The organism is Clostridium sp. AF27-2AA, from assembly GCF_003478505.1.
Lineage (GTDB): Bacteria > Bacillota > Clostridia > Lachnospirales > Lachnospiraceae > Brotaphodocola.
Window position 1 is genome coordinate 384 of record NZ_QUFI01000019.1, and the last position, 15,150, is coordinate 15,533.

Genomic DNA, 15,150 nt, shown 5'->3' on the forward strand with positions numbered 1-15,150 from the left:
TCAGCCGATCCAGGATGGAGTATCCGATGGTTCCCTCTGGCATCTTCACGCCGAAATCATCGGCGATGGTTGCTCCGATGATGGCGAAGGTGTCGGTCTCCGGCAGGTCTCCGCTTTCTTTGAATGCTTTGGAATAAGCCAGGAACGGGACGCGCTCGCGGGTGTGGTCGGTTCCGGTGTAGGTCGGATCATTTCCGTGGTCGGCGGTGATGATGAGAAGGTCATCCTCCCGCAGAGTATCCAGCAGTACACCCAGATTCACATCAAATTTCTCAATCTCCTGCGCGTAGCCGGACGGATTTCTCCGGTGGCCCCACAGAGCATCGAAATCTACCAGGTTTACAAAGCAGAGACCATGGAAGTCTTTCTTCGCCACATCAATGGTCTGCTCCATGCCGTGAACGGAACTCTTGGACTTATAAGCCTCGGTAATGCCCTCTCCCACGAAAATATCATTGATCTTTCCAATGGAAATGACATCATAGCCCGCATCCTTTAACGCATTCAGCGCGGTCGGACCGAACGGTTTTAATGCATAGTCGTGACGATTGCTGGTGCGTTTGAATTCGCCTTTCTTTTTCCCCACGTACGGTCTGGCAATGACACGGCCTACCTTCCATTCATCCTTCATGGTCAGCTCTCTGGCGATCTCACAGCAGCGGTACAGTTCGTCCAGGCCAAAGGTCTCCTCATTGCCGCAGATCTGCAGAACGGAATCAGCGGAGGTATAAACGATCATATGACCGGTGGCAATCTCCTCCTCAGCCAGTTCATCCAGAATCTCGGTACCGCTGGCACTCTTGTTTCCAATGACCTTATGGCCGGTGCGCTTCTCCAGCTCTTTGATCAGTTCCGGCGGAAATCCATGCTCGGTGAAGGTCTGAAATGGCTTTTTCACCTCCAGGCCCATCATCTCCCAGTGTCCGGTCATGGTATCCTTACCGAGACTCTTCTCTCTCAGCTTTCCATAATACCCCATGGCCTTTTCCACTGGAGCTACCTGTTTGAGCGGGGTCAGGTTTGCCATTCCAAGCTTCTGGAGATTCGGAATGGTAAAAGTATCTACGGACTCTGAAATATGTCCCAGTGTATTCACACCGATATCACCAAAATTGGCAGAATCCGGCATGGCTCCCACTCCAAGGGAGTCCATGACTACTACAAATACACGTTTGAATTTCTCCATGTTTTGCTCCTTATTTTAAATTATTCGGCCCGAATCCCAGCGGCAGCAGTTCTTTGAGCGTAAAGATCTCATACTGCTCCTTTGAGGTTGCCAGAATGATCTGGAACTTCTCCGGATCACAGAACTCCATCATCACCTGACGGCACACGCCGCAGGGAGCTGCGTATTCCTTTAACTCCTTGTTCATGCCGCCCACCACGCAGATGGCATCAAATTCCAGCACACCCTCGCTGACTGCCTTGAAAAACGCGGTGCGCTCCGCACAGTTGCTTGGGGTATAGCCTGCATTTTCAATGTTGCAGCCGCCGTATACATTGCCATTTTTGGCAAGCAGCGCCGCTCCCACATGAAAGTGGGAATACGGCACATAGGAATAATCCATCATGCTGATGGCCTTATCAATCAGCGCTTCAATCTGATCTTTTTCCAGTTTCTTCATCAATCCTAAACTCCTTTATTCCCCTGCGAATCAGCATCTCTTCCGCAGCAGATTCACAATTAATATCCGGTTGCCTCTTCCTGCTTTACCAGCTTGATGATACGGCTGGTGCCAAGACGGTCAGCACCCAGGGACAGGAATTTTTCTGCATCCTCCAGGGAAGAAATGCCGCCTGCCGCTTTCATCTTTACGTTCGGTCCGATGTGCTCGGAAAACAGCCTGATATCATCAAAGGTTGCTCCTGCTTTGGAAAAGCCGGTAGAGGTCTTGATGTAATCCGCTCCTGCTTTGGTAACTACTTCGCACATGCGGATCTTCTCTTCCTCCGTCAGGAGACAGGTCTCAATGATGACTTTTAGGATTTTGGAGCCGCATGCTTTTTTCAGGGTGCGGATTTCTTCCTCAACGCAGTCAAACTTTCCGTCCTTCACCCAGCCAATATTGATGACCATATCTATCTCATCCGCGCCGTTGGCCAGTGCGTCCCTGGTCTCAAACTCTTTGGCTGCGGTGGTCATGTAGCCGTTCGGAAAGCCGATAACGGTGCAGACTGCCATCTTATCCTGCACATATTCTTTTGCCTGCTTTACATAGGACGGCGGAATGCAGACAGAGGCAGTTCCATAAACAACCGCATCATCACAGATCTGCCGGATCTCAGCCCAGGTTGCGGTCTGGGTGAGAAGTGTATGGTCCACATGTTTTAAAATTTCTTTCTCATTCATTGTATGAATTTCCCTTCTGTTTTATCATATTGGATTTACGCCAGTTCCAGCGCGATCTCCATCATCTTTTTAAATCCAAGCTGTCGGTCCTCTGCGCTCAAATGCTCGCCGGTATAGAGATGATCCGAAATAGTCAGCATGCAAAGTGCCTTCTTTCCGGCCTTGGCCGCGTTCATGTAAAGCGCTGCCGCTTCCATCTCCACAGCCAGAACGCCCATGCCGCGCCACAAATCGTTGACATTGCCCATCGCATTATAGAAGACATCGGAGGAAAGCACATTGCCTACGACCACGTTGGTTCCCTGACGCTTTGCGGTCTCAACAGCCTGGTTTAACAATTCGTAATCCGCAATCGGAGCAAAGGTTCCTGGAAGTCCATACTGGTATGCGTAATTAGAATCCGTGCAGGCTCCCATGCCAATGACCACATCCATCAGCTTCATATGATCCTGCAGAGCCCCGGCAGAACCAATGCGGATGATCTGGTCTACATCGTAGAAGTTAAAAAGCTCATAGGAATAGATTCCGATGGACGGCATTCCCATTCCGCCTCCCATCACGGAAATCTCTTTTCCTTTGTAGGTTCCGGTGTATCCAAACATGTTGCGGACCGCGGTCACCTGCCGCGGGTTTTCCAGATAGGTCTCCGCAATGTACTTCGCGCGCAGCGGATCTCCCGGCATCAGTACAGTTTTGGCGAAATCGCCGGTTTTGGCGCTGTTATGCGCAGTTGGTGTATTCGTCATAATTTTCCTTCTCCTTTTCTTCCCCATAAAGATTTAGTTTTTTTCAGGCCTGCACCAGCAGACACGACGCAGATGCAGACCTGAATAAATTTGAAAAGAACATTTTATTATTTCGATTTTACAAAGATCTTTCCGTTTGCAGCCGGTGTATGAGCCTTGCCGACAAACAGAACCAGTGCCACGATGGTTACCACGTACGGGATCATGGAGATCAGGTTCGGGGATACCACATTGCTCTGGGAAGCCAGGGACTTGATACCGCTGCACAGACCAAAGAGCAGACACGCCTTGGTTGCGCCCTCCGGTGAGAACTTACCGAAGATAACCGCTGCGATGGCAATGAAGCCCTGTCCTACGATAACGCTCGGACGAAACTGGTTGATGGTCGCCAGAGTTACGAAGGCACCGCCCAGGCCTGCCAGGAATCCAGAAAGGATTACACAGGTATAGCGCACTTTGTAAACATCAATACCAAGAGACTCACATGCCTCCGGGTGTTCTCCGACTGCTCTTAAGTGAGCGCCGAATTTAGTTTTGTAGAAGACAAACCAGCATACAAATGCCAGAATAAATACAAGATATGCCACAGCATACACATTCAGCACGTTATTCCAGAAAGAACCGGTCGGGAACACGCCCTCAAACAGCTTAGGCAGCTTGCAGCTCGGATCCATAGCCGGAGTATCGGACGAGTTGTTGTACATCGCCTTGCAGAGGAACAGTGCCAGACCAGGACCTAAGAAGTTGATAGCCGTACCGGCAATGGTCTGGTCTGCGTGGCAGGAAATACATGCGTAAGCATGAATCAGTCCAAACAGGGCTCCTGCCAAACCGGCACAAAGGAATGCGATCCAGCCGTTTCCAGTGGTCAGACCCATCACGGCTCCGGTGAAGGCACCAATGGTCATCATGCCCTCAATACCGATGTTGACAACTCCGCTTCGCTCAGAGAAGCAGGAGCCAAGAGCCGCAAGAAGAAGCGGCGGAGTTGCGATCAGGGTCGCATTGATCAGAAGACCAAGGTCTTTTATTAATTCATTCATCTTATTTTGCCTCCTTCTTCTTTGCTGTCTTCAGGACAAAATACTTAAATACATGCGCAATCGCAATCAGTAAAACGACGCAGCCCATGATAATATCTACTACCTCAGACGGTGCTTTTACGATACTTAGTTTAGAGCCGCCGTATTTCATGGCACCGTAGAACAGACCGGAGAAAATACAGCCGATCGGGTTCGAAGAACCGATCAGGGCCACCGTAATACCCTCGAAACCAAAGCCTTCCTGTCCGGCAAACTGGCTTAAACGTCCGGACATGCCAAGAACCTGTACTGCGCCGCCAAGTCCGGACAACAGGCCGGAAATGCCCAGTGCGGTCAGGATGGATTTGTTAGCATCAATGCCGCCGTACTCTGCGGCACTGCTGTTGAAACCTACGGCTTTTAATTTGTAGCCGAGGGTAGTCTTCTCAATGATGATCCAGATCACGATGGCCGCGATCACAGCCAGGACAAAGCCCCAGTGTGCGCTGCTGCATCCAAGTACGCTGCGCATGCTCTCCGGAAGAAGCAGTCTTGCGGAAGCTGCGATATCCTGGGTTGCCTCGGTCTTATCACGATGAATAAACGGCAGGTTCACAGTATAGTTGGATAAATAGAAAGCGATCCAGTTAAACATAATGAAGGACAGCACCTCGTGAATGCCGCGTTTTACTTTCAGGACGCCTACGATCAGGGACCAGATGCAGCCTGCTGCCGCTGCTGCCACCAGACATACCAGGGCGTGAATCCCTGCCGGAAGCTTTAATGTAATGCCCAGGATACATGCTACCAGGCCGCCGATCACAAACTGGCCCTCAGCACCAATGTTGAACACACCGGTACGGAAGGAGAATGCCACGCTAAGGCCGGTGAAGATCAGCGGAGCTGCGTAAACCAGAGTCCATACCAGATATTTCGGTTTGCTGAAAATACTGCTGAAGAGCTTTCCGTAAGCCACAGCCGGACTGATGCCCGCAATGGTTAAGAAGATGGCTCCTACCAAAAAACCAATGACGATCGCAATGATGGTGTAGAGTACATTGCTTTCGAGAATACTTTTCTTCTTATTCATTTGTCTTCTTTCCTCCTGCCATCATAAATCCGAGTTCCTTCTCATCTGCGTCCTTACCCGGTACACTTCCCGTAATCTGGCCGTCGAAGATAACCTCGATGCGGTCGGAAAGGCTCATGATCTCGTCCAGCTCAAAGGAAACCAGTAAAACCGCGCGGTTTTTGTTTCTCTGCTCTACCAGGTACTTGTGTACGAACTCGATTGCGCCTACATCCAGTCCACGGGTCGGGTTTACCGCGATCAGCAGGTCTTTATCATTGGTTACCTCGCGGGCAATGATGACCTTCTGCTGGTTACCGCCGGACAGAGTTCCGGACGGAGCCTCTGCGCAGCCCCGCGGACGGACATCGAATTTCTCGATCAGATCCAGCGCATGCTCCTTGATGGCCTTCCGGTCCAGAATGCCATGTTTCGAATACGGTGCTTCCTCAAAATGCTGCAGGATCAGGTTATCCTCATTGGAGAATTCCAGAACCAGTCCGTGCTTCTGGCGGTCAGCCGGGATACTGGAGATTCCGTTGTCAAAGGTCTCCTTCGGAGTCTTGTTGAAGACATTCTTGCCCAGCATGGTGATGGTGCCGGATTCTGCTTTTCGAAGACCGGTCAGAATCTCAACCAGTTCCGTCTGTCCGTTTCCGTCGACACCGGCCAGACCTACAATCTCGCCCTTGCGCACATCCAGGTGGAAGCCCTTTAAAATTTCAACCCCACGGTAATCCTTTGCGTGCAGATTCTCCACATGCAGAACCACCTCGCCAGCCTCCTGATCTTTCTTATCCACCTTGAAATTGACATCACGGCCTACCATCATGGCTGCCAGCGCGTTTTCATCCACATCAGCCACTTTGACGGTCTGGATATATTTACCCTGACGGATGATGGTACAGTTATCAGAGGATGCAGTGATTTCTTTTAACTTATGGGTGATAAGGATAACACTCTTTCCGTCTGCGGTCAGATTGGAAATGATCTCCATCAGGCCCTCGATCTCCTGCGGAGTCAGGGATGCGGTCGGCTCATCCAGAATCAGGGTCTCCGCGCCGCGGTACAGTACCTTCAGGATCTCCACACGCTGCTGCATGCCGACAGAGATATCTTCTACCTTTGCGTCCGGATCTACCTTCATGCCGTAGCGCTCAGACAGCTCCAGCACCTTTTTCTTTGCGGTTTCCTTGTCTACGGTCAGCCCCTTGACCGGTTCCATGCCCAGAATGATATTCTCGGTTACAGTAAACGGCTGGATCAGCATGAAGTGCTGGTGTACCATACCGATTCCGATGTCAATGGCATCCTTCGGGCTGTTGAAATGAACCTCTTTTTCATTGATAAAGATCTGTCCACTGGTCGGTTTGTACAGTCCGCAGAGCACATTCATCATGGTGCTCTTTCCGGCTCCGTTCTCACCTAAAATTGCGTGCACCTCTCCTTTGTGCACCGTCAGGTTGATATGGTCATTCGCCGTAAAGTCGCCAAATTTCTTGACGATGTCTTTCATCTGAATTACGACTTTACTCTCATCCATATGGCTTATTCTTGCCACGGCTTGGTCCCTCCTGTATTTTCTTTATTTATATCAGAATGATATTCTGAAATCCTTTTGCTTTTAAGATATCTGCCAGATAAGACAGGTATTTCTGGTCCGGCACCTGGAAATGGGAATATTGCTCCCGCACGCCCATAGGCCGGTAGGCAATGATCTTGATCCGGATATCTCCGTATTCCAGATAAGGTGCCAGAAAATCGCCCATTTCCCGGATGCTCTTCTCGGTATCATAAAGATCCGGTACGATGACCGCCCGCACCTCATAAAGCTTTCCGGTTCTTGCCAGATAATCCGCATTGTGCAGTACCATTTCATTGGTAAAACCGGTTACCTTTTCATGCTCTGCCGCCTCGAATGCCTTAATATCCAGCATGACACCGTCTGAAACCTCCATCAGCTCCGGGTAATCCTCGAAGGGAATCATGCCATTGCTGTCGATCAGTGTGCCAAGACCATCCTGCTTTGCCAGACGGAACAATTCTGTCAGAAACTCCGGCCACAGCATACACTCTCCGCCGGAAACGCTGATGCCCCGGATGAAGGGAATCTGCTTTTTTACGCGGGCATACACTTCCTCCGGCGTCATCTCGCAGGTACGCGGAGAACTGTCATGTGGGCAGACATGGATGCAGGTGTCACACTGCACACATTTTTCCGGATCAAAAGTCACTTTTCCATCTGCTCCCACAGACAAAGCGCCGGCCGGACACTGTTTTACACAGGTGCCGCACTGCACGCACAGCTTTCTGGTTTCCGGGTTGTGACAATATTTGCAGTCAATGTTACAGCCCTGCAAAAAAATGGCTGTCCGGTTTCCCGGACCATCCACACTACTGAATGGGATGATCCGGTTTACTACTGCTTTCACTTAGCGCACCTTTCTTTCCAGGATGTGGCCGTTTCTTGCAGCGCCAAGTCCCAGTGCGGTCGTATCCTGAAGCACGGCCTCTCCGCCTGCCAGCTTTTCTAACTCAGAACGTTTTACCAGATAACCGGTCACGCGGATCACGTCGCTGTCGCTGGAGTAGAAGGACAGGTAACGCAGATCCATCTTGAAGGAACCCTTGATGATATCCAGTACATACTCCGGATTTCTGTGTACAGTCATATCGATCGGGAAGATATCGCCGGTGCCGGAGGTGAAGTATTTGTGGAACTTCTTTAATACATTTAACTGGTCGATGAGCTCGTCCGGCTCCTCGCCGATCGGGATTCTGGTACCCGGGGTTACATTCTCATCCTCAGCCAGGCCAACCTGCGCGTGAAGCAGGAAGTGTCCGCCGGTTCCTTCGCAGTATTTGTTCTTGTGGTTTAAGTTAAATGCCTTGATGATTTCCATGATCTCAACGCCCAGGCTGTTGGCGTTCTCATCGTGACCAAAGCGTCCCTTGATTCCCTCTTTCTCAAAGAGGATATTAACACAGTCCGCAAGACCTACCAGGCCGTACATACCGGAAAAGCGGTCTCTGTGAATGAAGCCCTCTTTGGCCAGGAAGTTATTCTCGAAGAATCCGCTCTCTTCCACCTCAAATTTGATTCTGGCATCCATGTAGCGTGCCATGATATCGAGAACGTACGGAAGCTCTCGCTCCTTAAAGTCCTGGATATTTTTTGCGCGCTTCGCGATGTTGCCCAGCACCAGCCGGCACAGGGTATAAGCGCCGCCGCCAAGTAAAAGGCCGTTATAGCAGCTTGCGATCACATAATTCTCACCCAACTCACTCTGAAACATCTTGTGGTTCGCGAAGCTCGGCTTTGCGCTGTGCATTGCGCAGTCAATGGCTTTCAGCGCGAATTCATCCGGGGTGATGTTCTCATCGTACTTGAAGCTTAAGTTCGGAACGGCATTCTCCAGTTCTTTCTCAGCCTCTAAAAGCAGGCGTCCTGCCTTGGTATCACGCGGTCCGATGTTTGCGTGGGAGAAAGAATCCAGGATGGTACGGTCCATCTGGGTGAGGAACAGCTTCAGCAGCTTCTTTGCCTGTGCCTCATCTACCGTGTCAATGTACGGCTCTAACAGCTCATCTAACTGCCCCACATATACCGGATAGTTGGTAACACTCGGTACATGCTTATAGAAGATCATCAGGCTGTTTAATGCCTCATACAGATCGGTTGGCGGATCCAGCTGGAGGAATTTGCTTCCTTCTTTTAAAAACTTTGCGTAGTCCGGGATGATATAGCGCGGACGCATCGGCGCATGACCCTCAGACAGATCGCAGATGCACTTGCGGTCGATCGGCACGTTTAACAGTTCATCCAGACCTTCCGGAAGATCCAGAACTTCCATAAGAGAATCTGCCTGGTTTGCAAGACAGGTCAGCTTCTGCTCATGGGTCAGAGTCGCGCTCTCAATGATTTCCAGAATGTTTTTTCTTGTTTCGTTGACTCTTTCCATAGAAATGTCACGCATGATAATAACTTCCTCCTAAATGATGTATGTGAATATTTATTTATCTGAATCTTCTTTGATCAGCTTCCGGATGGCTTCCACTGCTACCCGGATGGCCATATTAGTGTCGTGTGCCACCGGATTGGACAAGCCCTGTTTCTCCCGCTCCTGGTTTGCCATGACTAAAAATACAGAGCCGCAGCGTACATGCAGGGTGCTGGCCACAATAAACAGCGCAGCAGATTCCATTTCGGACGCCAAGCATCCCAGACGCTTCCACGCCTCCCATTTGTTTAAAAGTTCATAACTGACCGGCATGGCCTCCGGAGAATGCTGGCCATAAAACGCGTCTTTACACTGCACCACACCCACATGACAGGTCTGGCCAAGCTCCTTTGCGGAGGTCCGCAGCGCATTGACGATATCAATGTCTGCTACAGCCGGAAACTCAATCGGCGCATATTCCTTACTGGTTCCTTCCATGCGGATGGCACCGCTTGCCACAACCACATCCGCGCTCTTGACGTCCAGCTGCATGCCGCCGCAGGTACCTACACGGATAAACGTGTCCGCGCCGCACTTCACCAGTTCCTCCATGGCAATGGAGGCAGACGGACCGCCAATGCCGGTGGAGGTCACGCTGACTTTTACGCCGTCTAAGCAGCCGGTATACGTTACATACTCACGGCTGTCTGCCACCAGCTTTGCGTCATCAAAGTAAGCTGCAATCTTGGCGCAGCGCTTCGGATCTCCCGGAAGGATCACATAACGTCCTACCTCGCCTGCTCCCACCTGAATATGATACTGTTTATCTGGATTTTCTGAATACTTCACTTGTCATTCCCCCGTTTCGTTGATCTGAACTCTTACCAGTTCTCTGATTTTCCGGTACTGCTCCCAGGTCATCACGATATTCCATCCATCTCTTGATATCAGCTTCTGCTCCTCCAGATCCTTCAGGGCTCTGGTGATGGTCCGCTCAGACACGCCGGTAACCTCGGAAAAATCTTTGCGGCTTAAATACACGCTGTAGGTATCGCGTTTTCCATAGGTTTCATATAAGTTCGTAAGAATGAGATAAACCCGTTCATTGCCGGGAAGCATGACATAAAGCCGCTCTTTTCTGGACTGCTCCAGCAGATAACCAATGATCCGCTGTGTTTCCAGACGCAGGGCAGACACGTCGTTCAGGATCCATTTTCTGCAGGCATCCCCCGGTATCTTTAAAAACAGGCTGTCCTGGGTGGTAGCCAGTGTAGTCTTGTAATGGCTCATATAGCCCAGAATTTCCATGGTTCCGAAGATTTCTATGGGTTCAAAATGGCAGAAGCCGTACACCGTTTCCCGCACACGGTAATCTACCGCGGATACGCTTCCCTTTAACAGGATAAACACCTTGTCTAACGGTGCTCCCTCCTGAATAAACGTTGTTCCGGCCGGCATCCGCACCACCTGGATGCTGCTCTTTAAGCTTTCCGGCGCATAGGTAAAGTAGCTGTTCAAATAATTTTGCTGCTTTGCAGTCAGCCTGCTGATTACGTCATCCACTTCGCTCATTTTGTTCATTTCCCCGGTTTTATCTTTATTCTACCATGTTTATATCACATTTTCCATAAACAAGAAAGGACACATGTCAGTTTTAGTTCTCGTTTTCCAGATATTTTTGCCATTTGGCAGGTTTTACTATTTTTGCTTTCGAAAACCCTTCTTTTTTACATAGCAAAGCGGGGTCCGCATCGATGCGGGCCCCGCGCCAGATATTCTGGATATTTTGTTTCTGTAGCGATTAGTCTAACTGATATACGTCGCCGTATTTTGCCTCGAAGGACTCCTTATCAGCCGGAACCTCGATCCCGCCGCTTACGATTTTCTCTTTTACTTCGTCAACTGCGGAGATAACTTCCGGAGCAATCAGATCCTGAGTCGGAGCAATGTCTACGCCGCCTGCTGCCAGATCGAAGGACTGTACGCCGCCCTCAAGAGATCCGTCCATCAGTTCCTCTACAGCGTTGTAAACAGCGTTGTCTACACGCTTCATAGCGGAGGTCAGAACCGTGCTCGGAGCAATGCTTGACTGGTCACTGTCTACGCCGATGGCATAGACACCAGCCTCCTGGCAAGCCTCGATAACGCCAAGACCGGTTGCGCCTGCTGCCTGGAAGACGATATCTGCGCCATTGGTGATTGCGGTGTTTGCCATGGTCTTACCGGTAGCGGAATCAGCAAAAGAGTTTGCGTTGAACTGCTGAACGGTGATGTCCGGGTTTGCGTCGATTGCGCCTGCGCAGTAACCATAACCAAACTGGTTCATGGTCTCATTGCTCATACCAACGACAAAACCGATGTTGTTAGTCTTGGTGGTCAGACCTGCTACATAACCTACCAGGTAGGAAGCCTGCTCTGCATGGAATACCAGACCGGTTACGTTCGGAAGATCGATACTTGCGTCATCAATGATGGCAAACCTGGTATCCGGGTTTGCCTCTGCAGCTGCTTTGGTTGCGTCTGCAAGCATATAGCCGACACAGATGATCAGGTCATAGTCCTCATCTATGAAAGTCTCAATATTCGGAGCATAGTCTGCATCGGTAGCGGACTCTAAGTAGTTTACGGTAACTCCAAGCTCCTCACCTGCTCTCTCCAGGCCTTCCCAGGAAGACTGGTTGAAGGATCCGTCGTTTACGCCGCCTACATCGGTGATCAGGCCGATCTTGAACTCAGAAGCATCCTTGCTCGGTGCTGCTCCCTCGGTTTTCTCAGCGCTGTCGCCAGACTTCTGTGCTGCCGCAGTAGTCTCTGCAGTGTTACTGGAGCTGCTGCCTCCGCATGCGGTCATGGATGCTGCCATGGTACCAGCTAATAATACAGCCAGCATTTTCTTTTTCATAAGTTCTCTCTCCTTTTTGGGTTTTCGGGCAAAAAAGCCTTATTATTATAGTAACATCATTTTAGATAAAAGAAAAGGACAATTTAACATGAATTTTACTAATTTCACTAATAAATTTCACTTATGAACTGTCCTTATATCAAATCTTATTTAATTTTCATGAAAAGGCCTGCTTTTTTCAGAACCGGACGCACCGCCATATAGACCACTACAACCACAATGGTTCCGACAATGGCATTCACCAGGGTTGCGCCTGCTGCCCAGGTTGCCATGATCTTTGCTGCGGAAGACTCTACGCCAAGAATATAATTCTTATAGAAGTATCCGACGATCGGGTCCATAACCACGTTGAAGCCCAGACCTGCGACGGAAGCGATCAGGGACCACTTCACAATGTACTTACTGTCATGTTCTTCGGTGATGTGGGCAATATTGTGTGCCACAAAACCTGCGATCAGGCCGATGCAGAGCTTTAAGATGAAAGTCTTCGGAGCACTGGTGATGTACACCGGATCCAGAAGGTCCGCGATGGTCATACCCAGGGAACCTGCCACACCGCCGTAAGCGCCGCCAAGAAGAAGGGCCGCCAGCACGCAGAACGCGTTACCGATGTGAAGAGCTGTGGTATCTCCGCCCGGGGTTGGAATCGGAATCTTTAAGAAGGTGAAGGCCACATAACACAAGGCCGCCATCAGGGCCGTAAGCACCAGCTTGTATACTTTGTCGTTGTCTCTGTTTTTCATAATCATTCTCCCTCGCTGCTTTTGTAAGATGAACGACCGCCGCAGATTCTGCGGACAATCTTTATATGCCGCCTATCATAGCACGCAGCTGGAATGATATTAATAGCCAGTTTTAATATTTTTAACCAGGCCAGTTTCTCAGTCACGGGATTCGATACAGATCAGAACGCCATCCTCCAGCGTGATCGTGGCAGTTTCCTCCGCAATCTCATTGCTGATGCAAAGTCCCACTTCCTCCCCCCGGTAAATGGTCTTATCCTTCAGCGTATACTTAAATCCGGTCAGGGTAATTCCGGTCACCTCTTCTGTATACGGAGCAAAAGAAACATATTTGCCCCACTGGTTTTCCTTTGAAAAGATCCGCTCACCGTCCAACAGGCTTAAACGATTCTGAGAATCCACAATATAGGCGGTAATTCCCCGCTCCATACAGGTTTTCAGCGCATGGATGTTGCCGATCATATGGTCGATGCGGCCACCGGTAGCCCCCAGGAACACAATTTCATCGCAGGAAAGGGTCAGGGCCCGGTTCCTGGCAAGCTCTGTGTCGGTCTCGTTCTTCTCCGGCTTATGCTGCTCCCACACAATATACGGATACTGGCGGAAGTCTTCCCGGATTTCATTGGAAACAGAATCAAAATCCCCCACAATATAATCCGGCACCAGTCCCAGTTCTTTCACGGCTTTCAGGCCGCCATCCACGGCAATGATCTTATCGAATGTTTCTTTTTCCAAAAAGGAGCGGGCGAAAGCCAGATCCAGCTTTCCGCCCGTCATGATCAGACATCTTTTCATCTATTTTCTGCCTCTTCAAAGATTTTCAGGAATGCCTTTACGTTCGCTGCGGCATCATTCTTATAAACCGCGCTGCCTGCCACAAAGATATTGGCTCCTGCCTCCATCAGTTCCTTTACATTGCCAAGGCCTACGCCACCATCGACCTGGATATCCGTCTGTAAACCGCGCTCATTTAACATGGCACGCAGCTTTCTGATCTTGTCCACTGTATAGGGAATAAATTTCTGGCCGCCAAAGCCCGGGTTTACGGACATCAAAAGGATCATGTCCACCTGGTCCAGCACACAGGAAAGAGTCTCCACCGGGGTAGCCGGGTTTAAGGCCACGCCCACCTTCATACCAAGCTCTTTGATCTGGTTGATGGTACGGTCCAGATGGCGGCATGCCTCCTGGTGCACACAGAGCAGGTCCGCGCCGGCTGCCTTTAAATCTGCCGCGTAGCGTCCCGGCTCTTCCACCATCATGTGAACGTCAAAGACCTTGTCCGTACAGGAACGGACGCTCTGGATGACTGGCATGCCAAAGGAAATGCTTGGCACGAACATGCCGTCCATCACATCAATGTGAATATACTGGGCTCCTGCCTCTGATACGGTCTCGATCTCCTTTCTTAAATTTCCAAAGTCTGCTGCAAGAATGGATGGTGCTAAAATATACATGATGTGTTACTCCTTCATTGCCATGATTAGTATTTTCTGCGATTCTTCAGTTCCTGATATAACAGCCCATAGTTGTCATACCGGCTCTGGCTGATCTTTCCAGCTGCCAGCGCAGCTTTCACGCCGCACACCGGCTCTCCGATATGAACACAGTCCGCCTGGAAGCGGCATTCCGGCTCATAGGCTTCAAACTCTGGGAAATAATCCTTTAACTCCTGTGGCTCAATTTCTTCCAGATACATAGAAGAAAATCCCGGCGTATCCATGAGATACGTGCCCTCCTCCACACAGAACAGCTCCGCATGGCGGGTGGTATGCTTTCCACGCTTGATCTTTTCGCTGATGCTTCCGGTTTCCATAGCCGCCTCCGGCTGCAAAAGATTGGTCAGAGACGATTTGCCCACACCGGAGGGTCCTGCCAGGATTGTAGTTTTTCCGCGCAGGTAATCCCGCACGGCCTCCACACCGGATTTCTCATAGGTGCTCACAAACATGACCGGATAACCGGCCTGCTCGTATATATTACGGTACTCCCGCTGCTTTTCCTCCGTTTCCAGATCCGTCTTGTTAAAGCAGATGGTCACCGGAATATCCTGCGCCAGCATCATAATGAGAAAACGGTCCAGAAGATTGAAATTCGGATCCGGCTGCGTGATGGCGAAAACCACCAGCGCCTGATCCACATTGGCCGATGCCGGGCGCACCAGCACATTTGTCCGGGGAAGGATCTCGTCGATATTCCCCTCCAGCGCCTCCTCGTCCAGCACGGTAAACTTCACATTGTCTCCGACTACCGGTTTGATGCCCCGGTTTCGAAAAATACCTTTTGCCTTGCAGGCATATACCTTATCCTGTCCGTTATGGATGTAATAAAAGCCCGCGATTCCTTTAATGATTTTTCCTGTCATCTCTCTATTCCT

At 50.3% G+C, this 15,150-nt stretch carries 16 protein-coding genes; all 16 read right to left on the reverse strand.

All coding sequences use genetic code 11. From position 1 onward, the window contains the following. The coding region (locus tag DWY84_RS11180) for a phosphopentomutase (RefSeq protein ID WP_118533402.1) at positions 1-1,186 on the reverse strand (1,186 nt) is incomplete at its 3' end. Positions 1,187-1,196: 10 nt separating this feature from the next. Continuing rightward, on the reverse strand, positions 1,197-1,625 hold the full coding sequence (locus DWY84_RS11185) for a cytidine deaminase (protein ID WP_347560791.1): 429 nt from the start codon (positions 1,623-1,625) through the stop codon (positions 1,197-1,199). A 59-nt stretch (positions 1,626-1,684) separates the two neighbouring features. Then, on the reverse strand, positions 1,685-2,350 hold the full coding sequence (deoC, locus tag DWY84_RS11190) for a deoxyribose-phosphate aldolase (protein ID WP_118533304.1): 666 nt from the start codon (positions 2,348-2,350) through the stop codon (positions 1,685-1,687). 35 nt (positions 2,351-2,385) lie between these two features. Beyond that, positions 2,386-3,096: a purine-nucleoside phosphorylase gene (gene deoD, locus DWY84_RS11195; protein WP_118533306.1), complete on the reverse strand. Its 711-nt coding sequence runs from the start codon at positions 3,094-3,096 to the stop codon at positions 2,386-2,388. Positions 3,097-3,203: 107 nt separating this feature from the next. Next, a complete protein-coding gene (locus DWY84_RS11200) occupies positions 3,204-4,139 on the reverse strand; it encodes an ABC transporter permease (RefSeq protein WP_118533308.1) in 936 nt (311 codons plus the stop codon). A gap of 1 nt (position 4,140) precedes the next feature. After that, positions 4,141-5,208, reverse strand: a complete 1,068-nt coding sequence (locus tag DWY84_RS11205; RefSeq protein ID WP_118533310.1) for an ABC transporter permease — start codon at positions 5,206-5,208, stop codon at positions 4,141-4,143. Next, positions 5,201-6,730, reverse strand: coding sequence for an ABC transporter ATP-binding protein (locus DWY84_RS11210; protein WP_118533312.1), 1,530 nt, complete (start codon positions 6,728-6,730; stop codon positions 5,201-5,203). The genes DWY84_RS11205 and DWY84_RS11210 overlap by 8 nt, the downstream gene beginning before the upstream one ends. A gap of 46 nt (positions 6,731-6,776) precedes the next feature. Beyond that, entirely contained in the window at positions 6,777-7,619 is an 843-nt protein-coding gene (locus DWY84_RS11215) for a YjjW family glycine radical enzyme activase (RefSeq protein WP_118533314.1), read from the reverse strand. Next, positions 7,620-9,149 carry a YjjI family glycine radical enzyme gene (locus DWY84_RS11220; RefSeq protein WP_347560793.1) on the reverse strand — a complete coding sequence of 510 codons (1,530 nt, stop codon included), beginning with the start codon at positions 9,147-9,149 and terminating at the stop codon, positions 7,620-7,622. Between the two features lie 51 nt (positions 9,150-9,200). Further along, a complete protein-coding gene (gene udp, locus DWY84_RS11225; RefSeq protein WP_118533318.1) occupies positions 9,201-9,977 on the reverse strand; it encodes a uridine phosphorylase in 777 nt (258 codons plus the stop codon). Between the two features lie 3 nt (positions 9,978-9,980). After that, a complete protein-coding gene (locus DWY84_RS11230; protein ID WP_178716867.1) occupies positions 9,981-10,700 on the reverse strand; it encodes a Crp/Fnr family transcriptional regulator in 720 nt (239 codons plus the stop codon). A 229-nt stretch (positions 10,701-10,929) separates the two neighbouring features. After that, entirely contained in the window at positions 10,930-12,030 is a 1,101-nt protein-coding gene (locus DWY84_RS11235; protein WP_118533322.1) for a BMP family ABC transporter substrate-binding protein, read from the reverse strand. Between the two features lie 146 nt (positions 12,031-12,176). Continuing rightward, the gene (locus tag DWY84_RS11240; RefSeq protein ID WP_118533324.1) at positions 12,177-12,773 is read right to left on the reverse strand and encodes an ECF transporter S component; all 597 of its coding nucleotides are present in this window, start codon (positions 12,771-12,773) and stop codon (positions 12,177-12,179) included. Between the two features lie 138 nt (positions 12,774-12,911). Continuing rightward, positions 12,912-13,568, reverse strand: coding sequence for a thiamine diphosphokinase (locus tag DWY84_RS11245; protein ID WP_118533326.1), 657 nt, complete (start codon positions 13,566-13,568; stop codon positions 12,912-12,914). Further along, positions 13,565-14,230: a ribulose-phosphate 3-epimerase gene (rpe, locus tag DWY84_RS11250; protein WP_118533328.1), complete on the reverse strand. Its 666-nt coding sequence runs from the start codon at positions 14,228-14,230 to the stop codon at positions 13,565-13,567. The genes DWY84_RS11245 and rpe overlap by 4 nt, the downstream gene beginning before the upstream one ends. 26 nt (positions 14,231-14,256) lie before the next feature. Then, complete coding sequence (gene rsgA, locus DWY84_RS11255) at positions 14,257-15,138, reverse strand: ribosome small subunit-dependent GTPase A (protein WP_118533330.1); 882 nt, start codon at positions 15,136-15,138, stop codon at positions 14,257-14,259. Positions 15,139-15,150 lie beyond the last annotated feature (12 nt).